28 protein-coding genes are annotated in these 26,430 nt (G+C 69.8%); 16 read left to right on the top strand and 12 right to left on the bottom strand.

Features of this window, described 5'->3' with window-relative positions:
• The first annotated feature begins 2 nt into the window (after positions 1–2).
• The 6 genes from AB0I69_RS12590 (at position 3) to pssA (ending at position 6,394) form a co-directional block, all read left to right on the top strand.
• Positions 3–2,030, top strand: coding sequence for a protein meaA (locus AB0I69_RS12590; protein WP_363095605.1), 2,028 nt, complete (start codon positions 3–5; stop codon positions 2,028–2,030).
• Complete coding sequence (locus AB0I69_RS12585; protein ID WP_317772595.1) at positions 2,027–2,998, top strand: CoA ester lyase; 972 nt, start codon at positions 2,027–2,029, stop codon at positions 2,996–2,998. Before AB0I69_RS12590 ends, AB0I69_RS12585 begins: the two co-directional genes overlap by 4 nt.
• A 5-nt stretch (positions 2,999–3,003) precedes the next feature.
• Entirely contained in the window at positions 3,004–3,516 is a 513-nt protein-coding gene (locus AB0I69_RS12580; RefSeq protein WP_363095604.1) for a MaoC family dehydratase, read from the top strand.
• A 2-nt stretch (positions 3,517–3,518) separates the two neighbouring features.
• Entirely contained in the window at positions 3,519–4,724 is a 1,206-nt protein-coding gene (locus tag AB0I69_RS12575; protein ID WP_363095603.1) for an acyl-CoA dehydrogenase family protein, read from the top strand.
• A 169-nt stretch (positions 4,725–4,893) separates the two neighbouring features.
• The gene (locus tag AB0I69_RS12570; RefSeq protein WP_317886748.1) at positions 4,894–5,550 is read left to right on the top strand and encodes a phosphatidylserine decarboxylase; all 657 of its coding nucleotides are present in this window, start codon (positions 4,894–4,896) and stop codon (positions 5,548–5,550) included.
• A gap of 22 nt (positions 5,551–5,572) precedes the next feature.
• Complete coding sequence (pssA, locus tag AB0I69_RS12565; RefSeq protein WP_363096127.1) at positions 5,573–6,394, top strand: CDP-diacylglycerol--serine O-phosphatidyltransferase; 822 nt, start codon at positions 5,573–5,575, stop codon at positions 6,392–6,394.
• An 87-nt stretch (positions 6,395–6,481) separates the two neighbouring features.
• Here the strand turns inward: pssA and AB0I69_RS12560 are convergent, their stop codons facing one another.
• Positions 6,482–7,600 carry a glycerate kinase gene (locus AB0I69_RS12560; RefSeq protein ID WP_363096126.1) on the bottom strand — a complete coding sequence of 373 codons (1,119 nt, stop codon included), beginning with the start codon at positions 7,598–7,600 and terminating at the stop codon, positions 6,482–6,484.
• 211 nt (positions 7,601–7,811) lie between these two features.
• Here AB0I69_RS12560 and AB0I69_RS12555 point away from each other — a divergent pair, with 211 nt between their 5' ends.
• The gene (locus tag AB0I69_RS12555) at positions 7,812–8,888 is read left to right on the top strand and encodes an ADP-ribosylglycohydrolase family protein (protein WP_363095602.1); all 1,077 of its coding nucleotides are present in this window, start codon (positions 7,812–7,814) and stop codon (positions 8,886–8,888) included.
• Here the strand turns inward: AB0I69_RS12555 and AB0I69_RS12550 are convergent.
• A complete protein-coding gene (locus AB0I69_RS12550) occupies positions 8,885–9,904 on the bottom strand; it encodes an NAD-dependent epimerase/dehydratase family protein (protein ID WP_363095601.1) in 1,020 nt (339 codons plus the stop codon). The genes AB0I69_RS12555 and AB0I69_RS12550 overlap by 4 nt on opposite strands.
• A 134-nt stretch (positions 9,905–10,038) precedes the next feature.
• Here AB0I69_RS12550 and AB0I69_RS12545 point away from each other — a divergent pair, with 134 nt between their 5' ends.
• Entirely contained in the window at positions 10,039–10,605 is a 567-nt protein-coding gene (locus AB0I69_RS12545) for a TetR/AcrR family transcriptional regulator (protein ID WP_363095600.1), read from the top strand.
• On the opposite strand, the gene AB0I69_RS12540 is transcribed toward AB0I69_RS12545, so the two are convergent.
• Complete coding sequence (locus tag AB0I69_RS12540; protein WP_363095599.1) at positions 10,574–11,464, bottom strand: SDR family NAD(P)-dependent oxidoreductase; 891 nt, start codon at positions 11,462–11,464, stop codon at positions 10,574–10,576. The genes AB0I69_RS12545 and AB0I69_RS12540 overlap by 32 nt on opposite strands.
• A gap of 108 nt (positions 11,465–11,572) precedes the next feature.
• On the opposite strand from AB0I69_RS12540, the gene AB0I69_RS12535 reads away from it, so the two are divergent.
• Together AB0I69_RS12535 and AB0I69_RS12530 are read left to right on the top strand one after the other, a co-directional pair.
• The gene (locus tag AB0I69_RS12535; protein WP_363095598.1) at positions 11,573–12,445 is read left to right on the top strand and encodes a helix-turn-helix transcriptional regulator; all 873 of its coding nucleotides are present in this window, start codon (positions 11,573–11,575) and stop codon (positions 12,443–12,445) included.
• Positions 12,445–12,942 (top strand): NUDIX hydrolase, encoded by a 498-nt coding sequence (locus AB0I69_RS12530; protein WP_363095597.1) that lies wholly within the window; start codon positions 12,445–12,447, stop codon positions 12,940–12,942. The genes AB0I69_RS12535 and AB0I69_RS12530 overlap by 1 nt, the downstream gene beginning before the upstream one ends.
• 76 nt (positions 12,943–13,018) lie before the next feature.
• Here the strand turns inward: AB0I69_RS12530 and AB0I69_RS12525 are convergent, their stop codons facing one another.
• Positions 13,019–13,219: a DUF2191 domain-containing protein gene (locus AB0I69_RS12525; RefSeq protein WP_363095596.1), complete on the bottom strand. Its 201-nt coding sequence runs from the start codon at positions 13,217–13,219 to the stop codon at positions 13,019–13,021.
• Positions 13,220–13,285: 66 nt separating this feature from the next.
• On the opposite strand from AB0I69_RS12525, the gene AB0I69_RS12520 reads away from it, so the two are divergent.
• Positions 13,286–13,597: a hypothetical protein gene (locus AB0I69_RS12520; RefSeq protein WP_363095595.1), complete on the top strand. Its 312-nt coding sequence runs from the start codon at positions 13,286–13,288 to the stop codon at positions 13,595–13,597.
• Between the two features lie 70 nt (positions 13,598–13,667).
• Here the strand turns inward: AB0I69_RS12520 and AB0I69_RS12515 are convergent, their stop codons facing one another.
• Both AB0I69_RS12515 and AB0I69_RS12510 read right to left on the bottom strand, forming a co-directional pair.
• A complete protein-coding gene (locus AB0I69_RS12515) occupies positions 13,668–14,348 on the bottom strand; it encodes an HAD-IA family hydrolase (RefSeq protein WP_363095594.1) in 681 nt (226 codons plus the stop codon).
• Positions 14,349–14,359: 11 nt separating this feature from the next.
• Complete coding sequence (locus AB0I69_RS12510) at positions 14,360–15,352, bottom strand: pyridoxal-phosphate dependent enzyme (RefSeq protein ID WP_363095593.1); 993 nt, start codon at positions 15,350–15,352, stop codon at positions 14,360–14,362.
• 121 nt (positions 15,353–15,473) lie between these two features.
• On the opposite strand from AB0I69_RS12510, the gene AB0I69_RS12505 reads away from it, so the two are divergent.
• The gene (locus tag AB0I69_RS12505) at positions 15,474–16,202 is read left to right on the top strand and encodes a Sir2 family NAD-dependent protein deacetylase (RefSeq protein WP_363095592.1); all 729 of its coding nucleotides are present in this window, start codon (positions 15,474–15,476) and stop codon (positions 16,200–16,202) included.
• On the opposite strand, the gene AB0I69_RS12500 is transcribed toward AB0I69_RS12505, so the two are convergent.
• Complete coding sequence (locus tag AB0I69_RS12500) at positions 16,199–16,681, bottom strand: methylated-DNA--[protein]-cysteine S-methyltransferase (RefSeq protein WP_363095591.1); 483 nt, start codon at positions 16,679–16,681, stop codon at positions 16,199–16,201. The two genes, AB0I69_RS12505 and AB0I69_RS12500, sit on opposite strands and share 4 nt — an antisense overlap.
• A 34-nt stretch (positions 16,682–16,715) precedes the next feature.
• Positions 16,716–18,182 carry an AlkA N-terminal domain-containing protein gene (locus AB0I69_RS12495; protein ID WP_363095590.1) on the bottom strand — a complete coding sequence of 489 codons (1,467 nt, stop codon included), beginning with the start codon at positions 18,180–18,182 and terminating at the stop codon, positions 16,716–16,718.
• Positions 18,183–18,359: 177 nt separating this feature from the next.
• On the opposite strand from AB0I69_RS12495, the gene AB0I69_RS12490 reads away from it, so the two are divergent.
• The gene (locus AB0I69_RS12490; protein WP_363095589.1) at positions 18,360–19,646 is read left to right on the top strand and encodes an aminotransferase class I/II-fold pyridoxal phosphate-dependent enzyme; all 1,287 of its coding nucleotides are present in this window, start codon (positions 18,360–18,362) and stop codon (positions 19,644–19,646) included.
• Between the two features lie 76 nt (positions 19,647–19,722).
• Here AB0I69_RS12490 and AB0I69_RS12485 read toward each other — a convergent pair whose 3' ends face one another.
• Positions 19,723–20,313 carry a TetR/AcrR family transcriptional regulator gene (locus tag AB0I69_RS12485; RefSeq protein WP_363095588.1) on the bottom strand — a complete coding sequence of 197 codons (591 nt, stop codon included), beginning with the start codon at positions 20,311–20,313 and terminating at the stop codon, positions 19,723–19,725.
• Between the two features lie 145 nt (positions 20,314–20,458).
• Between AB0I69_RS12485 and AB0I69_RS12480 the strand changes: the two genes are divergently transcribed.
• Positions 20,459–21,211 carry an SDR family oxidoreductase gene (locus AB0I69_RS12480; RefSeq protein ID WP_363095587.1) on the top strand — a complete coding sequence of 251 codons (753 nt, stop codon included), beginning with the start codon at positions 20,459–20,461 and terminating at the stop codon, positions 21,209–21,211.
• Positions 21,212–21,327: 116 nt separating this feature from the next.
• Positions 21,328–21,714, top strand: coding sequence for a luciferase family protein (locus tag AB0I69_RS12475; protein WP_043678676.1), 387 nt, complete (start codon positions 21,328–21,330; stop codon positions 21,712–21,714).
• Between the two features lie 110 nt (positions 21,715–21,824).
• Here the strand turns inward: AB0I69_RS12475 and ppk2 are convergent, their stop codons facing one another.
• The 3 genes from ppk2 to AB0I69_RS12460 are packed head-to-tail and all read right to left on the bottom strand — an operon-like array spanning position 21,825 to position 24,181.
• A complete protein-coding gene (gene ppk2, locus AB0I69_RS12470) occupies positions 21,825–22,715 on the bottom strand; it encodes a polyphosphate kinase 2 (protein ID WP_363095585.1) in 891 nt (296 codons plus the stop codon).
• 60 nt (positions 22,716–22,775) lie between these two features.
• The gene (locus AB0I69_RS12465) at positions 22,776–23,009 is read right to left on the bottom strand and encodes a hypothetical protein (RefSeq protein ID WP_019062951.1); all 234 of its coding nucleotides are present in this window, start codon (positions 23,007–23,009) and stop codon (positions 22,776–22,778) included.
• A 17-nt stretch (positions 23,010–23,026) separates the two neighbouring features.
• On the bottom strand, positions 23,027–24,181 hold the full coding sequence (locus AB0I69_RS12460) for an inorganic phosphate transporter (protein WP_363095584.1): 1,155 nt from the start codon (positions 24,179–24,181) through the stop codon (positions 23,027–23,029).
• Positions 24,182–24,473: 292 nt separating this feature from the next.
• On the opposite strand from AB0I69_RS12460, the gene AB0I69_RS12455 reads away from it, so the two are divergent.
• Entirely contained in the window at positions 24,474–26,333 is a 1,860-nt protein-coding gene (locus AB0I69_RS12455) for a M1 family aminopeptidase (protein ID WP_363095583.1), read from the top strand.
• The last annotated feature ends 97 nt before the right edge of the window (positions 26,334–26,430 follow it).

Genomic DNA, 26,430 nt, shown 5'->3' with positions numbered 1-26,430 from the left:
ACATGACTGAGCGTCAGAAAGACCGGCCGTGGCTCATGCGCACGTACGCCGGTCACTCCACGGCAGAGGCGTCCAACGAGCTGTACCGGCGCAACCTCGCCAAGGGCCAGACCGGTCTGTCGGTCGCGTTCGACCTGCCGACGCAGACCGGCTACGACTCCGACCACATCCTCGCCCGCGGCGAGGTCGGCCGGGTCGGCGTGCCGATCGCGCACCTGGGTGACATGCGCCGACTGTTCCAGGACATCCCCCTGGACCAGATGAACACCTCGATGACGATCAACGCCACCGCCATGTGGCTGCTGGCGCTCTATCAGGTCGTCGCCGAGGAGCAGGGCGTCGACATCACCCAGCTCCAGGGGACGACCCAGAACGACATCGTCAAGGAGTACCTCTCGCGGGGCACGCACGTGTTCCCGCCGGTGCCCTCACTCCGGCTGACGACGGACATGATCTGCTACACGGTCAACCACATCCCCAAGTGGAACCCGATCAACATCTGCAGCTACCACCTCCAGGAGGCCGGAGCCACCCCGGTCCAGGAGATCGCGTACGCGATGTCCACCGCGATCGCCGTCCTGGACGCGGTGTTCGCCTCCGGTCAGATCCCCGAGGACCGCAGGGGCGATGTCGTAGCCCGTATCTCCTTCTTCGTGAACGCGGGCGTCCGCTTCATCGAGGAGATGTGCAAGATGCGTGCCTTCGGCCGCATCTGGGACGAGATCACGCGCGAGCGCTACGGCATCGAGAATCCGAAGCAGCGCCGGTTCCGCTACGGCGTCCAGGTCAACTCCCTGGGCCTGACCGAGGCGCAGCCGGAGAACAACGTCCAGCGGATCGTGCTGGAGATGCTGGCCGTGACGCTGTCGAAGGACGCACGCGCGCGTGCCGTGCAACTCCCGGCGTGGAACGAGGCGTTGGGGCTCCCCCGGCCCTGGGACCAGCAGTGGTCGCTGCGCATCCAGCAGGTCCTTGCGCATGAGAGCGACCTGTTGGAGTACGCGGACATCTTCGAGGGCTCGCACGTCATCGAGGCGAAGGTGGCCTCCCTGGTCGAGGAGTCCCTCGCGGAGATGGACCGCATCGAGGAGATGGGCGGCGCGATGGCCGCCGTCGAGTCGGGCTACCTCAAGTCGCAGCTCGTCTCCTCGCACGCCGAGCGCCGGGCCCGTATTGAGTCCGGTCAAGAGAAGATCGTCGGCGTCAACATCTTCAACACGACCGAGCCCAATCCACTCACCGCCGACCTCGATACAGCGATCCAGACGGTCGACCCGGCCGTCGAGGCCCGTGTCATCGAGTCGTTGCAGCACTGGCGGGACACGCGCTATCAGCCGCCGTTCAACCACCCGCGCCCGTGCAAGGCGCTGGAGCGGCTGAAGGAGGCCGCCAAGGGCACCGACAACCTCATGGAGGCCACCCTGGAGTGCGCCCGCGCCGGTGTCACGACCGGCGAGTGGGCCGGGGCCCTGCGCGAGGTGTTCGGCGAGTTCCGGGCGCCGACCGGTGTCTCGTCTGCGCCGGTCGCGGTCCCCGCCGAGGAGGGCTCGGCGATGGCCGAGGTACGCCGCAAGGTGGATGTGACGGCGCGCGAGATGGGCGCCGGGAAGCTGCGCTTCCTGGTCGGCAAGCCGGGCCTGGACGGGCACTCCAACGGCGCCGAGCAGATCGCCGTACGCGCGCGTGACGCCGGCTTCGAGGTGGTCTACCAGGGCATCCGACTGACCCCGGAGCAGATCGTGGACGCGGCCCTCGCCGAGGACGTGCACGCGGTCGGCCTGTCCATCCTGTCCGGGTCGCACGCCCAGTTGGTGCCGGACGTGCTGGACCGGCTGCGCGAGGCTGGTGCGGCCGACATCCCGGTGATCGCCGGCGGGATCATCCCGAACGCCGACGCCGAGCAGCTCAGGGCCGCGGGAGTGGCCGCGGTCTTCACCCCGAAGGACTTCGACATCACGGGAATCATCGGCCGTATCGTCGACGAGATCCGGAAAGCGAACAAGCTCGACCCTCTGGAGGTCCCCGCATGACCACGCCCGCCCCCGTGAACCGGCTTCGTCCGCGACGCTCCTGTCTCGCGGTCCCCGGGAGCAACCCGCGCTTCCTGGAGAAGGCGCAGGGCCTCCCGGCCGACCAGGTCTTCCTGGACCTGGAGGACGCGTGCGCGCCGCTCGCCAAGCCCGAGGCTCGGCACACCATCGTCAAGTTCCTCAACGAGGGCGACTGGACGGGCAAGACGCGGGTCGTGCGCGTCAACGACTGGACGACCGAGTGGACGTACCGCGATGTCGTGACCGTGGTCGAGGGCGCGGGCCAGAACCTCGACTGCATCATGCTGCCGAAGGTGCAGACCGCCCAGCAGGTCGTGGCCCTTGACCTCCTGCTGACGCAGATCGAGAAGACGATGGGCTTCGAGGTCGGCAAGATCGGCATCGAGGCGCAGATCGAGAACGCGCAGGGCCTCAACAACGTCAACGAGATCGCCACCGCTTCCCAGCGCGTCGAGACGATCATCTTCGGCCCGGCCGACTTCATGGCGTCGATCAACATGAAGTCGCTGGTCGTGGGCGAGCAGCCGCCCGGCTACCCGGCGGACGCCTACCACTACATCCTGATGAAGATCCTGATGGCCGCCCGCGCCAACAACCTCCAGGCGATCGACGGCCCCTACCTCCAGATCCGCAACATCGACGGCTACCGCGCGGTCGCCCAGCGTGCCGCCGCGCTCGGCTTCGACGGCAAGTGGGTGCTGCACCCGGGCCAGGTCGAGGCGTCCAACGAGATCTTCTCGCCGTCCCAGGAGGACTTCGACCACGCCGAGTTGATCCTGGACGCGTACGACTACTACACGTCCGAGGCGGGCGGCAAGAAGGGCTCCGCGATGCTCGGCGACGAGATGATCGACGAGGCCAGCCGCAAGATGGCACTCGTCATCTCGGGCAAGGGCCGGGCCGCCGGCATGGAGCGCACGTCCAAGTTCGAAGCCCCGGAGGCCTGAGCACCATGCAGTTCGGACGCACCTACGAGGAGTTCGAGGTCGGCGCGGTCTACAAGCACTGGCCCGGAAAAACGGTCACGGAGTACGACGACCACCTCTTCTGTCTCCTGACGATGAACCACCACCCGCTCCACATGGACGCCAACTACGCCGAGAACACAACGGACTTCGGCAAGAACGTCGTGGTCGGCAACTACATCTACTCGCTGCTGCTTGGCATGTCGGTGCCGGACGTGTCGGGCAAGGCGATCGCCAACCTGGAGGTCGAGTCGCTGAAGCACGTGGCGCCGACCTTCCACGGGGACACCATCTACGGCGAGACGACGGTCCTCGACAAGACGCCGTCCAGGTCGAAGAACGACCGCGGAATCGTTTACGTCGAAACCAAGGGCTACAAGCAGGACGGCACGCTGGTCTGCGTGTTCCGCCGCAAGGTGATGGTGCCGACCGAGACGTACATCAAGGAGCGCGGCGGCGAGCAGCCCGGCCGCCCCGACCTGAAGCAGCAGGAGAAGTAGCCATGGCGCGACTCGCCCAGACCGCCGGTCTCACCGACATCCAGCGGGAAATCCTGTCCACCGTCCGCGACTTCGTGGACAAGGAGATCCTCCCGGTCGCCACCGAGCTGGAGCACCGCGACGAGTATCCGCAGCAGATCGTCGACGGGCTCAAGGAGTTGGGCCTGTTCGGCCTGATGATCCCGGAGGAGTACGGCGGCCTGGGCGAGTCCCTGTTGACGTACGCCCTGTGTGTGGAGGAGATCGCGCGCGGGTGGATGTCCGTGTCCGGGATCATCAACACCCACTTCATCGTGGCCTACATGCTCAAGCAGCACGGCACGCAGGAGCAGAAGGACCACTTCCTGCCGCGCATGGCGGCCGGCGACATCCGGGGCGCGTTCTCCATGTCGGAGCCGGGGTTGGGTTCCGACGTCTCGGCCATCACGTCGAAGGCGGTCAAGGACGGCGACGAATACGTCCTGAACGGCCAGAAGATGTGGCTGACGAACGGCGGCACGTCGTCGCTCGTCGCCGTACTCGTGCGAAGTGACGAAGGACACCCGGAGGGCACCGCGCCCCACAAGTCGATGACGACCTTCCTGGTCGAGAAGGAGCCCGGTTTCGGTGAGGTCCGGCCCGGTCTCACCATCCCCGGGAAGATCGACAAGATGGGCTACAAGGGCGTCGACACCACCGAGTTGATCATGGACGGCCTGCGGATTCCGGCCGACCGCGTGCTCGGCGGCGAGACCGGCCGAGGTTTTTACCAAATGATGGACGGAGTCGAGGTCGGCCGCGTGAATGTGGCTGCGCGTGGCTGCGGTGTCGCTCAGCGTGCCTTCGAACTGGGCGTCTCGTACGCGCAGCAGCGTCACACGTTCGGGAAGCCCATCGCCCAGCACCAGGCGATCCAGTTCAAGCTCGCGGAGATGGCTACCAAGGTCGAGGCCGCCCATGCGATGATGGTCAACGCGGCACGCAAAAAGGACTCCGGGGAACGAAACGACCTTGAGGCAGGGATGGCGAAGTACCTCGCCTCCGAGTACTGCAAGGAGGTCGTCGAGGACGCCTTCCGGATCCACGGCGGGTACGGCTTCTCCAAGGAGTACGAGATCGAACGCCTTTACCGCGAGGCGCCGATGCTGTTGATCGGCGAAGGTACTGCCGAAATCCAGAAAATGATCATCGGGCGCAGGTTGCTCGAAGAGTATCGATTCCAGGGCTGATTGTCCGTTTCGGGGTGTTTTCATCGAGAAGAAGATCACACCCCGTCAACGCTTCCCAGCCGCCGACTCGGCTTCCTGGCTTGCCCAGTTGTGGCCCGCGACCGGTACGATCCCGGGAAAGCCGCCGTCCCCCGTTACAGCGCGGCATCATCCGCTACGAAGGTCATCCATGCCCCACAGCCAAACCTCTGCACCACGCGACAGCCTGGCAGGCGTACGCCTCGCGCGCGGAGCATCGCCGTGGCTCCTGCCGACCGTCGCCACCGCAGCCCTCAGCCTGGTACGTGCGCGCAAGTCCGGCGCCGCCAAGGCCGTGGCCGTACCCGCCACCGCGCTCGCGGCGGGCATGCTGTGGTTCTTCCGCGACCCCGAGCGCGAGATCACCCAGGGCCGGGTCATCTCGCCCGCCGACGGTGTGGTGCAGAGCATCATGCCGTGGAAGGACGGTCGCACCCGCGTCGCCATCTTCATGAGCCCGCTGAACGTCCACGTCAACCGCGCGCCGCTCTCCGGCACGGTGACGTCGGTCGAGCACATCCCGGGCGGTTTCGTTCCCGCGTTCAACAAGGAGAGCGAGAACAACGAGCGGGTCGTCTGGCACTTCGACACCGAACTCGGTGACATCGAGATGATCCAGATCGCCGGCGCCGTCGCCCGCCGCATCGTCCCCTACGTTCCGCAGGGCACGAAGGTCGAGCAGGGCGAGCGCATCGGCCTGATCCGCTTCGGTTCGCGTGTCGACATCTACCTCCCCGAGGGTGTCGAGGTGGACCTGGAGGTCGGTCAGAAGACGGTGGCTGGGGTGACTCGCATTGACCGTGGTTGATCCGGAGACACAGGCGGGCTGGGTGCCCGAGGCCGATGAGGTGGACGACGAGGAGGAGATGCCTCTTTCTCTCCGCCTCTCAATAGCGGACACCCTCACCCTCGGCAACGCCACCTGCGGCTTCATGGCGGTGTACTTCACCACCACCGGCATCCTGATCCCGCATCTGACGGGCAACGACGAGTCGACCGGCATGGCCCGCCACAGCGCGGCCACCGCGGTCATCCTGATGCTCTGCGCGGCGGTCTTCGACCTCTTCGACGGCCTCGTCGCCCGCAAGCTGCGCTCCTCCCCCATGGGCGCCGAGCTGGACAACCTGTCGGACCTGATCAGCTTCGGCCTCGCGCCGGCGTACTTCGTCCTCGTCTACGGCATGGTCGCCGACGACGCGCACCAGAGAGTGGCCGCGGTCGGTGCGATCGTGGTGCTGCTGGCCGTGGTGCTGAGACTCGCGCGCTTCTCGTGCGTGACGCCACCGAATGGCATGTTCCAGGGCATGCCCTCCCCGTTCGGTGCGCTGACGGTGGTCTCGATCGTGCTGCTTGAGCTGCCCTTCGCGGCAACGCTCATGGCGATCCTCGGCACCGCCTGGCTGATGGTGAGCCGGGTCGAGTACCCGAAGCCGCGGGGCCGCCTCGCGGTGGCGATGCTCGCCTGGATCGTCCTGTCGATGGGCCTGCTGGCATCCTGGGCGTTCGACGCCCCGGGCGGTCAACTGCTCCTGCAGACGGGCTGTGCGCTCCAGTTGGTCATGGGCGCGGTGATCCCCCTGTTCGCGACGGCCCGCCGGGTGAACAACTTCCGCGGCAACCGGCGTGAGGCACGGGCGGCACAGCTGCCGTAGCGGTCGTAGAACGCGCGTCGTACGACGACACGAAGGGCCCCGAGCCACTTGGCTCGGGGCCCTTCGGCGTTCCTCGGGCGGGACTCCTCAGACCAGGAAGTCCCGTGCGATGTTCTCCGCCACCCGCTCCAGGATCGGTCCGGCGTCGGCGATGCACTTCACGACGTCCGGTTCGACCGCCGTGAGGGGGTACGCGCGGCGGATGCCGGCGTGGCCCAGGGACTGTGGGGGCAGGGCCAGGCGGCCGCAGACCGCTACGACCTCCTTGCCCTCCGCGCGGGCCGCCGCGGCGACGCCTGCCGGGGCCTTGCCGTGGAGGGTCTGTTCGTCGAGGGAGCCCTCGCCGGTGATGACGAGGGTGGCGCCTTCCAGGGCGGAGGCGAAGCCGAGGACGTCGAGCATGACCTCGATGCCGGGGCGGAAGCGGGCGCCGAGGAGGAGCGCGCCGTAGCCGATGCCGCCGGCGGCGCCTGCGCCGGGTGCGGCGGCGTACTCGGCGGCCTTGGCGCCGGTCGCCTCCTCCAGGACCTTCGCGTAGTGGCCGAGGGCCGCGTCGAGGGCGTCCACGTCGTCCGGTGTGGCGCCCTTCTGGGGGCCGTAGACCGCGGGGGCGCCCTTGGGGCCGGTGAGCGGGTTGTCGACGTCGCTCGCGAGGATGAGGTCGACGGTGGTGAGGCGCGGGTCCAGGCCTGTGAGGTCGGCCGAGGCGAGGTCGGTCAGGGCGCCGCCGCCCGGGGGGACCGGTTCGCCCTCCGCGTCCAGGAAGCGGGCGCCGAGTGCGGAGAGCATGCCCGCGCCGCCGTCCGTCGTGGCGCTGCCGCCGACGCCGAACACGATCGTCCGCGCGCCCGCGTCGAGCGCGGCCCGCAGCAGTTCGCCGGAGCCGTACGTCGAGGAGGTGAGGGGGGCGAAGACGCCCTTGGGCAGGCGTTGCAGCCCGCTCGCCTCGGCCATCTCCACGACCGCTGTGTCGCCGCGTACCGCGAAGGCGGCGGTGACCTCGTCGCCGAGGGGTCCGGCGACCCGTATCTCCCGTCGCTCGAAGCCTGCCGCGACGGCCGCGTCCACCGTGCCGTCGCCGCCGTCGGCGACCGGCATCGCCGTCACGTCCAGATCGGGTACGACCCGGCGCAGCCCGGCCGTCACCCGCTCGGCGACCTGCACGGCCGTCAGCGACCCCTTGAACTTGTCCGCGGCGATGAGCACCCTGTGGGTGCCCTTCTGTGCAGCGTCCGCCACCTTGCGATCCCCTTGCTCTCCGGGCCCCCGCGCATTCCGGGGCCAGTCGCGCCGCTGCGACCTTAACCGGCGGACGCCCCCGCCGTCATGCCCCGACCGAACGCTGGGACCGGGCTGAGCGCACCCTGTGCCACACCCTGTGCTGCTGCCGGGCCCGGATATCGGGTACACCGGAGGTATGACCCCTGTAGGCACTGAGCCGGCACTCGCGGACCGCATCCTCGGGGGCTGGCTGGGCCGGATCGCGGGCAACATGCTCGGCAAGCCGGTCGAGCAGGGCGACCTGTGGACGCGCGACCGCATCGACCGCTACCTCCGGCAGGCCGCCGCCCTGCCGCTGACCGACTACCTCCCCGAGCCGCCCAGCGAGTCCGACGGCTTCGAGCTGCGGCCCGAGTGGCAGCGGTGCGTGCGCGGCCGGATCCACGGCAGCTGCCGTGACGACGACGTCGACTACGCCATCCTCGGCCTCGACCTCCTGGAGACCCACGGCTTCGGCTTCAGCACCGAGCAGGTCGGAGAGCTTTGGCTGCGGAAACTGCCGTACCTCCAGACCTTCACGGCCGAGCGGGCCGCCTACCGCAACCTCGCCAACGGGCTCAAGCCGCCCCTGACGGCGACGCACGACAACCCGTACCAGGAGTGGATCGGCGCCCTGATCCGCGCCGACATCTACGGTTGGACCGGTCCAGGCGCCCCGCGCCGCGCGGCCCAACTCGCGCGCAGGGACGCGGTGTTGTCCCACTCGGGGAACGGTGTCTACGGCGCCATGTGGGCCGCCGCTCTCGTCTCGGCGGCGTTCACCGCGCCGACCGTGCGGCACGCGCTGGACACAGCGCTGACCGTGATCCCGCCGGGCTGCCGCCTCGCGCGCACCGTACGCCGGGTGCTCACGCTGCACGAGACCCGGATGACCTGGGAGGACACGCTCACCACGCTGTCGGAGGAGACCGCGGGGCTCGGCTGGGTCCACACGGTCCCGAACGCGGCCGTCCTCACCGCCGGACTCCTGTACGGCGACGGCGACTTCACCCGCAGCATCACGCTGACCGTCCGCGGCGGCCTGGACACCGACTCGAACGGCGCGACGGCCGGTTCGGTCGCCGGGGTGCTGACCGGCGGGGACGCGATCCCGGACCAGTGGAAGGACCCGTTGGAGGACACCGTGCGCAGTGCGGTGTTCGGTTTCGACGGGGCGCGGATCAGTGAACTGGCGGCGCGGACAGTGCAGTTGGCGGAGTCCGCCGACGTCTAGACGGCGCCCTGCGCGATCAGGCTCCGGGCGCAGTCGAGGACGGCTTCCCGGGCCGGGCGCGGTTCCCAGCCGAGGACGCGGCGCGCCTTCTCCGTGGTGTGACGGTTGCGACGGCCGAGCGCGGGGGTGATCTCGCGCAGCGACGGGTCCTGGAAGCGGGCCGCGAGGCGGACCGCGAAGTCCGGAAGGCGGCGCGTGGAGACGGTACGGCCGTGCTCGCCGAGGCCCTCGCGCAGGGTGCGGGCGATGTCCTCCATCCACACGAACTCCCCGGTGGCCAGGAAGCGTTGGCCCGCCGCGTCCGGTGAGGTCATCGCGCGGATGTGGACGTCGACCAGGTCCCGGACGTCCACGACTTCGAGGCCGATCCGCGGGACGCCGGGCATCGTGCCGCTCACCATGCGCGCGATGATGCCGACGGAGCCCATGTTCGCGGTGGTGAGGACCGGTCCAAAGACGGCGCCGGGGAGCACGGTGGTCAGCTCGGTCGGGCCGTCGTAGTCGCGCATGAAGTCCCAGGCGGCGCGCTCGGCGAGGGTCTTCGAGCGGCGGTAGGGGATGAGGGTCGGGTCGTCTGGATCGGTCCAAAGCGTCTCGTCGGTGACACCTTCGGAGGCGTACGACGAGGGGCTCGCGGCGTTCGCGGCCGAGGTCAGCACGACGCGTCGTACGCCCGCCTCCGTGGCCGCGCGCAGAACGCGCAACGCTCCGCCACGGGCCGCGGCGATCAGGGCCTCGGGGTCGTCCGAGGCATCGCCGAGCGGGGAGGCGACGTGCAGGACGTAGTCGACGCCCTTGAGCGCGGCGTCCCAGCCCTCGTCGGCGGTGAGGTCGGCCACGGCGAAGCTCAGCCGGCCTGCGGGCTCGACGACGGTCGCGACGGCGTCGGTGACCGCACGCTCCTTGCCCGGGGCGCGGACGGTCGTACGGACGTCGTAGCCGCGGCGGAGCAGTTCGGCGACGCACCAGCCTGCGATGTAGCCGCTCCCTCCGGTGACGAGGACCAGTTCGGGCATGACGGTGCTCCCTGCGGTGTCGGGTGGGGGTGTGCCAGAATGGAGAGTGAAACGGAGGCCCCTCCGGTACATCTCCCAACGTACCGGAGGGCCCTCCGCTTGGCAATCAGACACCGGACGGACGAACCGCACCCGTGAACCCGAAACCGACCCGCCGCGACGCCCTCGACAACCGGGAACGCATCCTGACCGTCGCCCGCGAGGCGATAGCCGCGTCGAGCGGTGCGTCAACTGGCGTGTCCCTCACCGCGATCGCCAAGGAGGCGGGCGTCGGCATCGGGACGCTGTACCGCCACTTCCCCACCCGGGAGGCGCTGATCCTGGAGCTGTATCGGCACGACATACAGCACCTGATCGACCGCGCGCCCGTACTGCTCGCGGACCATCCGCCGCTCGTCGCGCTACGCCTCTGGTTGGACGAGGTCGCCCACTACGGGAGGCTCAAGTACGGCGTCGCCGAGGTCATCCACGCGGCGACCGACGGGGGTGCCGACGACGAGTACTTCGCGCCCTTCGTGGCCGCGATCGCCGTACTCCTGAAGGCGGGTGCCGCCGACGGGTCACTCAAGTCCGGGCTCGATCCGGAGGACGTGCTGCTTCAGCTGAGCGTGCTGTGGCGGATCGATCCGGCGCGGGGCGGGGAGGCGCGGGCCGCGCGGATCCTCGACCTCATCGTGGACGGGTTGCGGACGGCTCCGTAGGGGCCGTGTTGCCGAACGCCTCCGCCGTCACCCCGAACGCCCGCAGCACCAGCCGGTCCCGCAGGCCGTCCGGCAGGAAGCGCAGCAGGGCGAGGGTGCGGCCGTCCCGGCCGGTGGTGGTGAGGGTCGCGGGGCGGCGGGTGGTCAGGGCGCATACGACGGCGTCGACGGCCGGGGTGACCGGGCCCAGCGGCTGGCGGGCGGCTGTCGCGCGTACGGCGTCCAGGGCGCGGGCGTAGTGCCGCTGGGTCTCCGGTGAGCCGGCCCGGCCCAGGTCGGCGCTCGCCTTGTCCGCCGTGGCGAAGATGGGGGTGTCCATGGCACCGGGTTCGACGAGGGTGACCTTGACGCCCTGGTGGCGGAGTTCCGCGCGCAAGGAGTGGGTGAGGGCGGCGAGGGCTGCCTTGGAGGCGGCGATCGGGCCGAAGAAGGGCGGCGGTACGCGGGCCGAGACGGCGCCGATGTTCACGATCCGGCCGCCGGACGCCCGTAGCGCGGGCAGGAAGGCGCGGATGACGGTCGCCTGACCGATCACGTTGATCTCGAACTGGCGGCGCCACGCCTCGGTGGGAGTCAGTTCGACGGGGCCCTGGCCCATGATCGCGGCGCTGTTCACGAGCCCGTCCAGACGCGGGCCTACCTGTTCGGCCGCCGCGGCGACGGAGTCCTCGTCGGTCAGTTCGAGCCGGACGGGGGTGAAACCGGCGTCCCGCAGCGCTTCCTCGTCCGCGGGTTGGCGGTGGGCTGCGTACACGGTCCAGCCGTCGGCGTGCAGGGCGCGCGCCACCGCGGAACCGACGCCGCCGGTGGCGCCGGTGACCAGGACGGTGCGGGGAGGGGACTGGGACAGCTCAGCCACAAGGGCCGCCTTTCAGCTGGGAGTTGAGACCACCGGAGACCTTCGGTTCCGGTGTCCCTCCCACCCTGCGCCGGGCCGCGGCCCGGTTGAAGAGTGCAGAATTTACTGGTGCCGCCGACACCACCACCAGAAGCCAAGGAACCACCAGAAGCCAAGGATCACGGCCGCAAGGTGCTCGCCGCCTTTCTGCGGTCCCGGCGCGAGCGCGCCGACCCGGCGGAGACGGGGCTGCCACTGGGTGGCCGCCGTCGCACCCCGGGCCTGCGCCGCGAGGAGGTCTCCCTGCTCTCCGGTGTGAGCCTCACCTGGTACACCTGGCTGGAGCAGGGCCGCGACATCAACGTCTCCCCGCAGATCCTGCTGGCCCTGACCCGCGCGTTGCAGTTGGACGACGTGGAACGCGCGCACCTGTTCCGGCTGGCGGGCCGACCGGCGCCCGAACCGGCCGAGCGGTCCCTCCAAGTACCGGACGCCGTAAGGGCATTCATGGACACACTCATGCCGAACCCCGCCTTCGTCATCGACCGCTGCTTCGACGTCCTGGCCTGGAACCGCGCCCAGGAAGCCATCCTCGGCCCCGCCCTCCTCGACCGGCCGCGCCGCGAACTCAACAGCGCCTGGCTGCTGTTCAGGGAGCCCGGCATCCGCGCCCTGATGCCCGAGTGGGAGGCGGAGACGGAGTGGATGGCGGGCCTGCTGCGCCAACAGGCGGCGTACGAACTGGACAACCCGCGGTTCGCGGAGCTGGTCGACGAACTGGTCACCACCAGCCCGCACTTCGCGCGGCTGTGGGAGGCACACGATGTGGTGGAGTTCCGCTCCTCCGTACGTCGTTACCGGCACCCCGATGCGGGTGACATCGAGGTGTCGTTCGTACGGCTAGCGGTGCAGGAGGCGCCCTGGCTGAGCCTGATCTGCCACTTCCCTCAGCCGGGCAGTGAGTCGGAGAGACGGCTGCGCGGGCTGGTTACCCTTTCCTGATGACCACCACGCCAGACTTCGCCACGTACCTCGCGGGTCTCCCCCGCATCCTCGCCGGGGCCGCCGCCCTCTTCCGTGACACCGAGGGGCAGGTCCTGCTCGTCGAGCCCAACTACCGTGAGGGCTGGGCGCTTCCGGGCGGCACGATCGAGTCGGACGACGGCGAGACACCGCGCCAGGGTGCGCGCCGCGAGACCTTGGAGGAGATCGGCCTCGACGTCGAACTCGGCCGGCTGCTCGCCGTCGACTGGGTCTACCACGGCCCGAGCTACCCGCCGTTGGTGGCCTACCTGTACGACGGCGGAGTCCTCACCGCGAACGACCTCAAGTCGATCCGACTCCAGGAGGAGGAACTGCTGTCCTGGCGACTTGTCCCGCGCGAGGAACTCACCGAGTACCTGCCGGGTTCGCTGGGGCTAAGGGTCCTGGTCGCGCTCGATGTGCTCGGGGACGGGTCGGGGACGGCGGAGTTGGAGAACGGGCAACGGGTCGGCTGACGCGGGGCGGGCGAGATGGCCAACGCCGTGGGCGGCCGGGCAGGTTGGCCGGCACCGGCCGCCCGGCCACATGGGCTCAGCCCTCGACGTCCCGGGGTTTCACGTCCACGTCGCGCAGCGCGTCGTCGCGTGCCTCGGCCCTGGCCTCCGTGCGGTGGCCGCGCTCGATGTAGTCACGGACGACGAGTTCGACGGCGTCCTGCGGGTTGCCCACACCCGCGAGCACCATGACTTCCACGACGAGCGATGCGTCGAGCGAGACGGTCACCTTGGCCATGCGCGGACGGTAGCACCCGCCGCCGCGGCCCGAACATCCGGACGAAGCAAGGAGCGCACCACACTGATGACCAGCCCCTCCCCCGCGGACGACGACCGCGGCTGCCTGCGCCTGGTCCTCGCCGTTCCGCTGGTCCTGCTCACCCTTGCCGCCACGTCCTGCTGCTGGGCGGCGCTGGCCATCCGCCCGTCCGGGCCCTGGGACGACGACGCGTACGCCGGCATCGTTCTCGCGTGCGTGCTCTCCGTCGGTGCCGCCGGGGCGGTGGTGGGGGTGTGGCTGGTGCCGTCCGTGCGGCGGGTCATGGGCTGGTGGTGGGTGGGGCCGGCCGTGCTGGCGGGCGGGGTCGCGGCGGTCCGCTGGGTTACGGGCGGTTGATGTTCCTGTGCCCTCGTGCGGCTGGTCCGCCTGTTGCCGACCCGCCACCTGAACACCGTGCTGGGGCCGGTCAGAAGAGGTCGAGCAACTCCACCAGGGACACGACCGAGGGCACATCCGAAGTGGCCGAGTCCCGGCAGACCGCGCGCCCCGCGTACCCGAGCCCGATCGCGGCAGCGACGAGGCTCGGATCGTCGTCGACGAACAGGCAGTGCGCGGGCGCGAGATGCAGTGCGCTGCCGGCGTGGTGGTACATGCGGGGGTCCGGCTTTCTGCAGCCGAGCTCGGCGGAGATCGCGTACGCCTCGAAGAACTCCCCGATGCCCAACGCTGTGTGCCCGTCGCGCAGTTCCGGCCAGGCGTCCGAGATCACCGCCATCCGCACGCCCCGGCGCCTCAGCTCCCGCAGGGTTTCCATGACGTCCGGGTAGATCTCCAGAAGCGTGGTCACGGGGACGTCGCGGCCCAGGTCGGCGAGGAACCGCGGTGTCGGGTCCAGGCCGAGGTGGCGGAGATTCACCCGGTGGTAGTCGTCGTAGTCGGGCGTTGCGGACGAGGCGGCGAAGAAGCGGTCGCCCGCGGCGATGGCCGCGGCGAACTGTTCCGGCGTGATCGAGGGGTGTTGGGCGAGGACGGTCTCCTCGAAGTCCACCCGGGGGTTCCACCGTCCGCCGACCGGCCGGATCAGCACGCCGCCCGAGTCGAAGAGAACAGCGCGAAGATCCTCGGGAGAGGAGGGTCGTGTCGTCATCACCCGCCCAGTCAACTACTGGTGACCCAGCGGTGATAGGCGTCCACGTCGACGTTGCTGCCGCACACGATGGTGACCACGTGGCGGCCGGCGAAACGGTCACGGTCTTCGAGGATCGCCGCGATGCCGAGTGCGGCCGACGGTTCGACAACGAGGCCCGCGTGGTCGAGGAGCATCCGCATACCGGCGATGATCGACGCCTCCTGGACCAGGACGGTGTCGTCGGCGACCAGGAGGAGGTCGTCCAGGACGGCCGGGATGGGGTACCGGCCGGCGACGCCGTCGGCGATGGTGTCGGTCGAGTCGGTGGTGACGACGTGCCGCCCGCGCCACGAGAGGGTCATCGCCGGTGCGCCCAGCGGCTGGACGCAGATCACCTCGACCTCGGGCGCCAGGGCCTTCAGTACATGGCCCACGCCGGTGGCCAGCGCCCCGCCGCCGAGAGCGATCAGGACGGTGTCGATCGACGGCGCGGTGTCCGCCGGTTTCAACTGTTCCACCGATTCCACCAGTTCCAGGCCGATGGTCGCCGCGCCCTCGCAGGTCTCGATGTCCAGGCTGTCCTCGACCAGCCGGATGCCTTCGTACCGCGCGATGGCCGCGGCCCGCTCGCGCGCCAACTCGTGGTCGCCGTCCACCAGTTCCAGCCCGGCGCCCAACGCCCGGATGCGGTCAAGCTTGGCCACCGTCGCGAAGCGGGACGCCACGACGGTCACGTCGAGGCCCCGGCCGCGACCGGACCAGGCGAGGGCCTGGCCGAGGTTGCCCGCGCTGGCGCACACCACGGCCCTCGGACCGTGCTCGGCGAGCAGGCTGGTGACCACCTCGGTGCCGCGGCCTTTGAAGCTGCGGACCGGGTTCGCCGTTTCCAGCTTGATGCTCACCGTGCACCCGAGGCCGGGCTCCAGTGCCTCGCAGCGGTACAGCGGGGTGTCGAGAAAGACCGGGTCGATCACCCGGCGAGCGGCTCGGATCCGAGCGGTGTCGAGACGCGTCTCCTGCACGACGCAGAAGCGTAGCGCCACCGACGCTGCTCTTCCCTTCAGGCGGGCGGTGCGGCCGGAGGGCGCGGAGTCGCTCCGTTATCCGTTCGCTCCGGGCAGGCAGGCGTCCTACTCTCGGCCCATGGACAGGCCTCTCGTAGCGATCCTCAGTGGCGCAGGTATCTCCACCGATTCCGGAATCCCCGATTATCGCGGCCCCAACGGCCTGTGGCGGCGTGACCCCGAGGCCGAGAAGCTCGTGACCTACGAGTACTACATGGGCGACCCGGCGATCCGGCGGCGGTCCTGGCAGATGCGGCGCAAGAACCGGACGCTGCGGGCCGAGCCCAACGCCGCGCACCGGGCCGTCGTCGACCTGGAGAAGTCCGGCGTACCCGTGCGGGTCATCACGCAGAACGTCGACGGACTGCACCAGCTCGCCGGCCTGCCCGCCCGCAAGGTGCTCGAACTGCACGGCACCGCCCGGGAGTTCATCTGTACCGAGTGCCGTGCGCGGGGGCCGATGGCGGACGCGATCGCCCGGGTCGAGGCCGGGGAGGACGACCCCGTGTGCCTGGAGTGCGGCGGGATCCTGAAGTCCGCGACCGTCTTCTTCGGCGAGCGGCTCGACCCCGTCGTCCTCGGCGAGGCCGTCGCCATCACCAAGGCGTGCCAGGTGTTCATCGCCGTCGGAAGCAGTCTCCAGGTCCAGCCCGCCGCCGGACTCGCCGGTGTCGCCGCCGATCACGGGGCCCGGCTGGTCATCGTCAACGCCGAGGCGACTCCGTACGACGACCGTGCGGACGACGTCGTACGGGAGCCGATCGGCACCGCGCTCCCGCACCTGCTGCACACCCTGCAGGGCTCCTAGAAGAGCGCCGTCCCGCTCTCGAAGTCCAGCAGCCGCTGCTTGCGGTCGAGGCCGCCGCCGTAGCCCGTGAGGCTGCCGTTCGCGCCGACGACCCGGTGGCAGGGGACGATGATCCCGATGGGGTTCTTGCCGTTGGCGAGGCCCACCGCGCGGGAGGCGCCGGGCTTGCCGAGGGCGTCGGCGAGGTCGCCGTAGGAGCGGGTCTCGCCGTAGGGGATGCGGCGGAGCTTGTCCCAGACCGTTTGCTGGAACGGGGTGCCGTGCAGGCGTAGTTGGAGGGTGAACTCCTTCAACTCGCCTGCGAAATAGGCCTGTAGTTGGGCGGTCGTTTCGGTGAAGGGGGTGTCGTCGGGGGTGCCGAAGTTCTCCTCCGGGGGGCGGTGGCGCTGGTCGACCATGTAGAGGCCGCAGAGGGTGCCGTCGTCGGCGACGAGGGTCAGGGGGCCGTAGGGGCTGTCGATCACCGTGTGGTGCTTCATGTCTTCCGCGATCCCTTACGTGGTGCGTAATCCCTTATACGGGCAGGAAGTTGATCGGGTGGCTGTCCGTCGCCCACAGGTACTGGACCGCGTACGCCCGCCAGGGTCGCCAGGCCGCCGCGCGGGCGGTGAGGGCGGCCGGGGTCGACGGGAGGCCCAACTCCTGGGCGGCGCGCCGGATTCCGAGGTCGGTGGGGAGGAAGGCGTCGGGGTCGCCGAGGGCGCGCATGGCGATGACGTCGACCGTCCAGGGACCGAAGCCGGGGAGGGAGAGGAGCCGGGTCCGGGTCTCCGCCCAGTCGCTCTCCACGCCCAAATGGAGGGTCCGGTCGGCCAGTTGGGTGACGAGGGTGGTGAAGGTGGTGCGGCGGGTGAGGGGCATCGCCAGTGACTCGGGGGCCACGGCCGCGAGCGCGTCGGAGGACGGGAAGAGGTGGGTCAGGCCGCCCTCGGGGTCGTCGACCGGTTCGCCGTGCGCGATGACCAGGCGGGCCGCGTGGGTGCGGGCCGCCGCCGTGGAGACCTGCTGTCCCAGGACGGCCCGTACGGCGAACTCCGCCTCGTCGACCGTGCGCGGGACGCGTCGGCCCGGCGCCTTGTCCACCAGTGGCGCCAGCACCGGATCCGTACGCAACTGGTCGTCCACCGCGACCGGATCGGCGTCCAGGTCGAGCATGCGGCGGCAGCGGCTGATGGCCACCGGCAGGTCGCGCAGGTCGCTGAGGGTGAGGCGGCAGGCGATGTGGTCGGACTTGGGGGTGAGGGCCACGATGCCGTGGCCGTAGGGAAGGCGGAGGGTTCGGCGGTACGCGCCGTCTCGCCACTCCTCCACGCCCGGTACCGCGGTCGCCGCCAGGTGGCCGAAGAGGTTGTCGGGGTTGAGGGGGGCGCGGAACGGCAGGCGGAGCGTGAGCGTGCCGGGGGTCAACACAGTTGATTTCGGGCGCCTGTTGCGCAACTCGCTCGGGGAGAGGGCGAAGACCTCGCGCACGGTGTCGTTGAAGGTGCGGATCGAGGAGAAGCCGGCGGCGAAGGCGATCTCCGCCATCGGGAGCGCGGTCGTCTCGATCAACAGCCTTGCCGTCTGGGCGCGTTGGGCGCGGGCCAACGCGAGGGGGCCGGCGCCGAGTTCGGCGAGGAGCTGGCGTTCGATCTGCCGGGTGCTGTAGCCGAGGCGGGCGGCGAGGCCGGGGACGCCCTCGCGGTCCACGGTTCCGTCGGCGATCAGGCGCATCGCGCGGGCCACCAGGTCGGCCCGCTGGTTCCACTCCGGGGAGCCGGGGCTGGTGTCCGGGCGGCAGCGCTTGCAGGCCCGGAAACCCGCCTGCTGGCAGGCCGCCGCGCTCGGGTAGAACGTCATGTTCTCGGGCTTGGGCGGTACGACCGGACAGCTGGGCCGGCAGTAGATGCGGGTGGTCAGGACGGCCGTGAAGAACCAGCCGTCGAAGCGCGCGTCCTTGGACTGGACCGCACGCACACAACGCTCCGTGTCGGTGTGCATCCCGTTCTGCATACGTCCAGCATCCGATACCGGGCGGGCCGGGGCTGGCGGGAATCCGACGTCAACCTTGTGTGGCCTGGTCCCCGCCCAGGTCACCAGGCTGCCACAGGAGGGGTGAGGACCGCCGGTGGTCATCCGGTTTGTGGTGTGGCACCCGGCTTTGTAGCGTCGACCTCCGTGACCTCTCCCTCACCCGCACCCACCGCCGATTCCCTCCCGGCCCGCCTCGACGCCGCCCGGAGCGACTACGAAGCCCTCCTCACGAAGAAGCTGTCGCTCGACCTGACCCGCGGCAAGCCCTCCGCCCGCCAGCTCGACCTGGCCGCCGAGCTGCTCTCGCTGCCAGGCGACCGCTACACCTCCGCCGACGGCACGGACTGCCGCAACTACGGTGGCGCGGAAGGCCTGTTGGAGCTCCGGCAGATCTTCGCCGGATTCCTCCAGGTCCCGGCCGAGCAGTTGCTCGCCGTGGGCAACTCCAGCCTGGAGCTGATGCACGACTGCCTGGTGCACGCCCTGCTCGGCACGCTTCCCGGCGCGCCGCGCCGCTGGGCGGACGAGGAGCGGGTCGCGTTCCTGTGCCCCGTCCCCGGATACGACCGGCACTTCGCGCTGTGCGAGCGGTTCGGCATCGAGATGATCCCCGTGCCGATGACCGCCGAGGGTCCCGACATGGATGTGGTGGAGCGCCTGGCCGCCGAGGATCCGGCGGTCAAGGGCATCTGGTGCGTGCCCAAGTACAGCAACCCGGACGGGACTTGCTACAGCGACGAGACCGTACGACGACTCGCCGCCATGTCGACCGCGGCGCCCGACTTCCGGATCTTCTGGGACAACGCCTACGCCGTGCACCACCTCACCGACGAGGAGGTGGAGATCGCCGACCTGCTCGCGGCCTGCGCCGACAGCGGGCACCCGGACCGGGTCTTCGTCTTCGGGTCCACCTCGAAGATCACGCTGGGCGGTGCGGGCGTGGCGTTCTTCGGCTCGTCCCCGGCCAACGTGGCCTGGCTGCGCGGCTACAGCGCCAAGCGCTCCATCGGCCCCGACAAGATCAACCAGCTGCGGCACGCGATGTTCCTGCGCGACGCCGACGGAGTGCGCGCCCATATGCGCAAGCACCGTGAGCTGCTGCGGCCCAAGTTCGACACTGTGCTGCGCATCCTCGCCGAGCGGCTCGGCGACACCGGCCTCGCCACCTGGTCGACGCCCAAGGGCGGCTACTTCATCACCCTCGACGTCCGCGACGGCTGCGCACACGAGGTGGTGCGCCGCGCGGCGGACGCCGGTCTCGCCCTGACGCCGGCGGGCGCCACCCATCCGTACGGCGACGACCCCAGGGACCGTACGATCCGGATCGCCCCCTCCTTCCCGGACCTCTCGGAGATCGAGGAGATCATCGAGGGGGTGGCCACCTGCGTACGGCTGGTGGGCTACGAAAGGCTTGTGGCTGAGGCGAGTTGACCCGCCGGAGGATTTTCCGGCCTGGCCCGGCCGGTCGGGTCGGGCCGGTTTGGACCGGTCCAGGTCCGCAGTCGTCCTACGGCCGGGGCAGGACGGCCAAGGCGGTTTCGGCGATCGCGCGCAACGAGTCGGGGCTGCCTCCGCCTTTACCCAGCGCCTCGATCCCGCGCAGCACGGCGAGCAGGAGTCCGGCCAGCCGAGCGGGGTCCTCGTCCTGCCCGATGTCACCCGCCCGCTGCGCTCCGGCGACGCAGGAGGCGAGCAGTTCCCCGATGGCGGCGAACGTCCGGCGGGCAGTCGCCTCGACCGCCGGGTCCTGCCCTGAGAGCTCGGCGGTGCCTTTGGCGAGCAGGCAGCCGCGCCGAGAGGCGTCCGAGGCGGTGGCGTCCGCCACTGCCAGCACATGCGCGCGCAGCCGTTCGAGGGCGCCGGCATCCGGGCCGTCGAGCGCCTGCCGTACGGCGCCGACCAGTTCGGCACAGTGGTCGTCGAAGGTGCGCAGGAACAGTTGGCGCTTGTCGCCGAACGCACCGTAGAGGCTGCCTTTGCCCAGCCCGGTGGCCGCGGCGATGTCGTCCACTCTCGCGGCTGCGTAACCGATCGACCAGAACTGGTCCCTGGCGGCGCGCAGCACCTCGCCTTCGTCGAAGCTTCGGGGTCTTGCCATGACCCCACGATATCCGTTCTTGACCGCCTCGTCCAGAATCGACTACGTTCTGGACGAGGCGGTCAAGAACGATCGGCCGCCCGTCACGTCGTGCCACGGCCACCAGCAGCGTGCACGGCACAGTGCTCTCGAAAGGACGGGTGCCATGCGCCCCATGGACGGAAAGACAGCCCTGGTCACCGGTGCCTCCAGCGGCATCGGACGAGCGATCGCGAAGCGCTTCGCCGATGACGGCGCCCGCGTCTACCTGACCGGACGGCGCAAGGACGAACTCGAAGCCGCGGCCGCGGAGATCGGCCCCGACGCGGTCGCCGTACCGTGCGACGTCTCGCGAGCGGCCGACCTCGACCGGGTCATGGACGTCGTCCGCGGCGACGGACGGCGGCTCGACGCCGTCGTGGCCAACGCCGGCCTGGGCGACGGGGCTCTGCTCACGGACGTCACGGAGGAACAGTTCGACCACGTCTTCGGCGTGAACACCAAGGGCAGCCTGCTGACCGTGCAGAAGTCGCTGCCGCTGCTCGCCCGGCCCGCGTCGGTGATCCTTCTCGGGTCCACCACCATCCACCAGGGCGTCGACCGAATGGGCGTCTACGCCGCGTCCAAGGCGGCCGTACGCAGCCTGGGCCGGACCTGGGCCGCGGAACTCGCCCCGCGCGGTGTGCGCGTCAACGTCATCACGCCCGGCCCCATCGCCACACCCGCGCTCGACGGCCTGGCCGACAAGTTCGGCCAGAGCACCGAGGACCTCCACCGCGCGCTGGCCTCACAGTTGCCGCTGCAGCGCATGGGCCGCCCCGAGGAGGTCGCAGCGCTGGCCGCTTTCCTTGCCGGGTCGGAGAGTTCGTTCATCACCGGTGCCGAGCACTTCGTCGACGGCGGGCAGATCCAGGTCTGACCGAACGTCCGATACCCACGCACACCGGCCTCCCTGCTTATGTGCGGTACCTCACGCCCCGGTTACAAATCGCTCAACCCCTGGTTGCGAAGCGGTGAGCAGTACACGATGGGGACATGACCCTGGCCGAGCGAGCCATGCAGCGACTGGAAGGCTGGCGCGACCTCAGCGCGGTCCCGGCCAGTTGCGGTACGGGGCGGGCGCTGCGGTCCGCCCACAGCGAGATCGTGCATTTCCACTCCGACCACGATGTGGACCTGCATCTCACGGTCGGGGCCATCCTCCGGTTTCACCACGACCTCAGCGAGTCGACCGCGATCCGGATCATCCCGGGCTCCCGCTGGGTGACCGTCCACCTGGACTGCGAGACGGACGTGGACCTGCTGCTGAGCCTGGTCAGCGTCGCCCTCAAGGCACACGCGGGCGGGCCCCCGTCCGGGAGCCCGCCCATGACCGGCTGCAACTTCCACCGGGTGACACTGGTGCCGCGCGACGGTGACTAGGCGCTGCGCTGGCTGTACCCGCGATGTGCCGTCGTATTTTTTTCTGCCGCACCGTCGTGGCTGGTCGCGCAGTTCCCCGCGCCCCTTTGGGTCGCTGTCCTGACCCGGGACTAGAACACCGCCGCCGTGTCGTCCTCGCCCTCCTCCAGCAGGTTCGCCGCCGCGCCGACGACGCGGGGGTCGGGGCTGCCGACGACCTCCTCGTCCTTGTCGGCGTAGTCGAAGCGGGCCAGCACGCTGCGCATGGCCTCGACCCGGGCCCGCTTCTTGTCGTTGCTCTTCACCACGGTCCAGGGCGCGTGCTCCGTGTCGGTCTCGCGGAACATGGCTACCTTGGCGGCCGTGTAGTCGTCCCAGCGGTCCAGCGAGGCCAGATCCATCGGGCTGAGCTTCCACTGCCGTACGGGATCCACCTGGCGGATCGTGAAACGGGTGCGCTGTTCACCCTGTGAGACGGAGAACCAGAACTTGATCAGGTCGATGCCGTCGTCCGCCAACATCCGCTCGAACAGCGGGGCCTGGCGCATGAATCGGCGGTACTCGTCGTCCGAGCAGAAGCCCATCACGCGCTCCACGCCCGCCCGGTTGTACCAGGACCGGTCGAACAGCACGATCTCGCCAGCGGTCGGCAGGTGCTGGACGTAACGCTGGAAGTACCACTGCCCGCTCTCGCGCTCGCTCGGCTTCTCCAGCGCCACCACGCGGGCGCCGCGCGGGTTCAGGTGCTCGGTGAACCGTTTGATGGTGCCGCCCTTGCCGGCCGCGTCGCGTCCCTCGCAGACGATGACGAGCCGGCGCCCGGTCTCCTTGACCCAGCGTTGCAGCTTCAGCAGTTCTATCTGCTGGAGCCGCTTGTGCCAGTCGTACTCCTTGCGCTCCATGCGCTGTTCGTACGGGTAGTTCTCCCGCCAGGTGTCCACCGGACTGCCGTCGGGCCGGATCAGCACCGGGTCGTCCTGGTCGGTGTAGTCGACCTGCAGCCCGGTCAGCAGTTCAGTCATCCCGGCCTCCTCTCAAGGGGGTTCAGTGACTCAGAGGTGATCGGCGGTGATCCGTCACGTTCAGTGGAACTGCGGCACGATCAGATAGATGCCGTATGCCACGACAGCCGCACACGCGAGAAAGCACAACCCCGCCTGCGTCAGTCCGAGGGCATGGGTGCCGCCGTCCACTTCACGCGCGGCCTCGACCCGGGCGAGGCCCAGGATGCCCAGCGCGAAGACGACGACCACGCCGACGGTCACGCCGACACTCACCGCGAAGACCTCGCCGAGGGAGTTCCAGTCCACACTCATTGCTCAACTCCCTTGACTCAGGCGGCCGTACGGACGTCGGTGGACGCCTCGCTGCGGATGGTGACCTCGTGGGTCTCGTTCACGTTGTCCGCGTGCACGGGGTTGCGACGCGAGGCGATCACGATGAACAGGGCCACGGCGGCGGCGATCAGCGCGATCAGGGCCGTACCGAGGTTGCCACCGTGCTTGACGACGGTCGCGGACAGGCCGCCGACCAGGGCCGCGGCCGGCAGGGTGACCAGCCAGGCGATGACCATGCGGCCGGCCGTGCCCCAGCGCACCTCGGCGAGGCGTCGGCCGAGGCCCGCGCCCAGGATGCCGCCGGAGCAGACCTGCGTGGTGGACAGCGCGAAGCCCAGGTGGGCGGAGGTGAGGATGACGGTGGTGGAGGCGGCCTCGGCCGCGAAGCCCTGCGGGGACTGGATGTCGGTGAGGCCCTTGCCCATCGTGCGGATGATGCGCCAGCCGCCGATGTAGGTGCCCAGGCCGATCGCGAGTCCCGCCGCGGTGATGACCCACACTGGCGGACCGGCGTCGTGGCCGAGCGCGCCCACCGAGATCAGGGTCAGGGTGATGACGCCCATCGTCTTCTGGGCGTCGTTCGTGCCGTGCGCGAGCGAGACCAGCGAGGCCGAGGCGATCTGGCCGAGCCGGAAGCCCTTGGTGACCGAGTCCTTGCGGGCCCGGGCGGTGATCTTGTAGGCGAGGTAGGTGGCGAGGAGAGCGGCGATTCCGGCCACGAGCGGGGAGGCCACCGCGGGGATCAGGATCTTCTCGACAACCTTGTCGAAGTGGACCCCGTTGGAGCCCGCGCCGACCCAGACGGCGCCGATCAGGCCGCCGAACAGGGCGTGCGAGGAACTGGACGGCAGGCCCAGCAGCCAGGTCAGCAGGTTCCAGAGGATCGCCCCGACGAGCCCCGCGAAGATCATCCCTGGGCTGACCAGGGTGTCGTCGACGATGCCGCCGGAGATCGTCTTGGCGACCTCCGTGGACAGGAAGGCGCCGACGAGGTTGAGAGCTCCACTGATCAGAACCGCTGTTTTGGGCTTCAGCGCGCCGGTGGCGATGGACGTCGCCATCGCGTTGGCGGTGTCGTGGAATCCGTTGGTGAAGTCGAAGGCCAAGGCCGTGACGATGACGACCGCCACGAGGAACGTGATGTGGTCCATCGTTCGATGGAAGCAATCGAAGGCGTACATTCGGCCAACCGGAGGCCAAATTCCGGCATGGCCCGTTCAACGTCGGCGTGCACACGGCTCCCTCCGCCCGCTCTTCGCGCCTTCCTCCACTTCATGCGCACACTTCCCTCTCCTTATGGCATGGCCCGGTCAAATCTGCGAAGCTTCCCCCCGCGATCACGCAATCGCTACGCGCACCCCAGCGCCGCCCACCGGCACACCCAGTCCGGCCGGGCGGCCACCGAGCAGGCCGGAATCCCGGCCGCCGTAAAAGGAGTTCCGTGTGAGATCGACCCCCCACAAGGCCCTCGCTGCCGGCGTCTTCGCCGTCGCCGCGGTGGCCGCACTTTCGCTACCCGTCAACCCTGCCGCCGCCGCGCCGTCGGCCGCCCCGCTCGCCGCCGCCTGCACCCCGGCGCAGGTGGTCACGGGCGGCGACTTCGAGAGCGGCACGTCGTCCTGGACGCAGTCCTCTACGACCGTCATCACCAGCCGCACCGGCCAGACCGCCCACGCCGGTTCCAACTTCGCCTGGCTGGACGGCACCGGCGGCACGCACACCGACAGCCTGAGCCAGAGCGTCACGATCCCGTCCGGGTGCAGCAGCGCCACGCTCACCTTCTGGCTGCACATCGACACCGCCGAGACGACGTCGTCCACCGCGTACGACAAGCTCACGGCGAAGATCGGCAGCACGACGCTGGCGACGTACTCGAACCTGAACAAGGCCACCGGCTACGTCCAGAAGTCGTTCGACGTGTCGTCGTTCGCGGGTCAGACCGTGAGCCTCGCCTTCAGCGGCACCGAGGACTCCAGCCTCCAGACGAGCTTCGTCCTGGACGACATCGCCCTCAACACCTCGGGCGACACGGCCCCGCCGGCCGACTCGACGCGCACGCCGGCCGCCCCGGCGTACACCGTGAGTCTGAGCAGCAACACCGCAGGCACCGTCTGGACCGGCCACGAGAGCACGACCTTCACCAACGCGTCGGCCACCCCGCTCACCGAGGTGTACCTGCGGCTGTGGGACAACTACCACGGCACCTGCTCCGCGATGCCGATCGCGGTCAGCAACGTCACCGGCGGTACGGCGGGCGCGCTCTCGGTCGGCTGCACGGCCCTCCAGATAGCGCTCCCGACTCCCCTCGCGCAGGGTCAATCGACCACGATCGGCTTCGACTTGGGGATCACCGTCCCGAGCGGCGCCGACCGGTTCGGCTACGACGGCGCGTTCAGCATGATCGGGAACGCGCTGCCGGTCCTCGCGATCAAGGACGGCTCGGGCTGGCACCTGGACCCGTACACGAACAACGGCGAGTCCTTCTACTCCCTGGCCGCCGACTTCAAGGTGACCCTGGACCACCCGACCACTCTGCTGGTCCCGGCCACGGGCACCTCGGTGGACACCCCCGGCACCAGCGGCCGTACGGTGACCACGGCCACCGCGTCCAAGGTCCGCGACTTCGCCTGGGCGGCGGGCCCGTTCACGAAGATCTCGGGTACGTCGACGGCGGGCACCCCGATCAACATCTACTCGGTGTCGGGCATCAGCTCGTCCAACGCCCAGTCGATGCTCACCACCGCCAAGTCCGCAGTTGACGCCCACGCGGGACGCTTCGGCGCCTACCCGTACGGCGAGTTGGACGCCGTCATCGACAACAACTTCTGGTTCGGCGGCATGGAGTACCCCGGCTTCGTCCTCGACCTGGTCAGCACCACGGCACTCACCCATGAGATCGGCCACCAGTGGTTCTACGGCATCGTCGGCGACGACGAGTACAACAGCCCCTGGCTGGACGAGGCGTTCACCGACTACGCCACCGACCTGGCCCAAGGCCTGACCGGCACCAACTGCTGGAACAACGTCTCCTGGGCGTCCTCGGCGGAGAACATCACCAACTCGATGGCCTACTGGGACGCCCACTCGTCCCGCTACTCCACCGTCGTCTACGGCTACGGCAAGTGCGCCCTGCACGACCTGCGCCGCACCCTGGGCGACACGGTGATGGCCAAACTCCTTAAGGATTACGCCACTTCGCACTGGTACGGCGTCTCGACCACCGCCGAGTTCAAGGCGGCGGCACAGGCCGCGACGACCACGGACCTGACGTCGTTCTGGACGACGCACCGCATCGTCGGCTGACGGATGGGGGGTGGCGTCCAGGGCCTTGACCTTGAACTTGACGCCGGGGACCCAGTTGTTCTTGTTGGCGTCGTCGACGGCGATCTGGACGCCGTAC

Origin of the sequence: Streptomyces sp. NPDC050508, assembly GCF_040655155.1 — a bacterium.
Classification (GTDB): domain Bacteria; phylum Actinomycetota; class Actinomycetes; order Streptomycetales; family Streptomycetaceae; genus Streptomyces.
The sequence above is the reverse complement of the archived record's forward strand: the minus strand, read 5'-3'. Positions and strand labels throughout refer to the sequence as shown.

Excerpts from the sequence above, each read along its gene's own strand:
- AB0I69_RS12480 (WP_363095587.1), top strand. The coding sequence starts at position 20,459 with ATGCGCCCCATGGACGGAAAGACAGCCCTGGTCACCGGTGCCTCCAGC.
- AB0I69_RS12585 (WP_317772595.1), top strand. The coding sequence starts at position 2,027 with ATGACCACGCCCGCCCCCGTGAACCGGCTTCGTCCGCGACGCTCCTGT.
- AB0I69_RS12530 (WP_363095597.1), top strand. The coding sequence starts at position 12,445 with ATGACCACCACGCCAGACTTCGCCACGTACCTCGCGGGTCTCCCCCGC.
- AB0I69_RS12515 (WP_363095594.1), bottom strand. The coding sequence starts at position 14,348 with ATGACGACACGACCCTCCTCTCCCGAGGATCTTCGCGCTGTTCTCTTC.
- AB0I69_RS12500 (WP_363095591.1), bottom strand. The coding sequence starts at position 16,681 with ATGAAGCACCACACGGTGATCGACAGCCCCTACGGCCCCCTGACCCTC.
- AB0I69_RS12555 (WP_363095602.1), top strand. The coding sequence starts at position 7,812 with ATGACCCCTGTAGGCACTGAGCCGGCACTCGCGGACCGCATCCTCGGG.
- AB0I69_RS12465 (WP_019062951.1), bottom strand. The coding sequence starts at position 23,009 with ATGAGTGTGGACTGGAACTCCCTCGGCGAGGTCTTCGCGGTGAGTGTC.
- AB0I69_RS12525 (WP_363095596.1), bottom strand. The coding sequence starts at position 13,219 with ATGGCCAAGGTGACCGTCTCGCTCGACGCATCGCTCGTCGTGGAAGTC.
- AB0I69_RS12495 (WP_363095590.1), bottom strand. The coding sequence starts at position 18,182 with ATGCACACCGACACGGAGCGTTGTGTGCGTGCGGTCCAGTCCAAGGAC.
- AB0I69_RS12475 (WP_043678676.1), top strand. The coding sequence starts at position 21,328 with ATGACCCTGGCCGAGCGAGCCATGCAGCGACTGGAAGGCTGGCGCGAC.
- AB0I69_RS12570 (WP_317886748.1), top strand. The coding sequence starts at position 4,894 with ATGCCCCACAGCCAAACCTCTGCACCACGCGACAGCCTGGCAGGCGTA.
- AB0I69_RS12505 (WP_363095592.1), top strand. The coding sequence starts at position 15,474 with ATGGACAGGCCTCTCGTAGCGATCCTCAGTGGCGCAGGTATCTCCACC.
- AB0I69_RS12575 (WP_363095603.1), top strand. The coding sequence starts at position 3,519 with ATGGCGCGACTCGCCCAGACCGCCGGTCTCACCGACATCCAGCGGGAA.
- ppk2 (WP_363095585.1), bottom strand. The coding sequence starts at position 22,715 with ATGACTGAACTGCTGACCGGGCTGCAGGTCGACTACACCGACCAGGAC.
- AB0I69_RS12485 (WP_363095588.1), bottom strand. The coding sequence starts at position 20,313 with ATGGCAAGACCCCGAAGCTTCGACGAAGGCGAGGTGCTGCGCGCCGCC.
- AB0I69_RS12460 (WP_363095584.1), bottom strand. The coding sequence starts at position 24,181 with ATGGACCACATCACGTTCCTCGTGGCGGTCGTCATCGTCACGGCCTTG.
- AB0I69_RS12520 (WP_363095595.1), top strand. The coding sequence starts at position 13,286 with ATGACCAGCCCCTCCCCCGCGGACGACGACCGCGGCTGCCTGCGCCTG.
- AB0I69_RS12580 (WP_363095604.1), top strand. The coding sequence starts at position 3,004 with ATGCAGTTCGGACGCACCTACGAGGAGTTCGAGGTCGGCGCGGTCTAC.
- AB0I69_RS12590 (WP_363095605.1), top strand. The coding sequence starts at position 3 with ATGACTGAGCGTCAGAAAGACCGGCCGTGGCTCATGCGCACGTACGCC.
- AB0I69_RS12550 (WP_363095601.1), bottom strand. The coding sequence starts at position 9,904 with ATGCCCGAACTGGTCCTCGTCACCGGAGGGAGCGGCTACATCGCAGGC.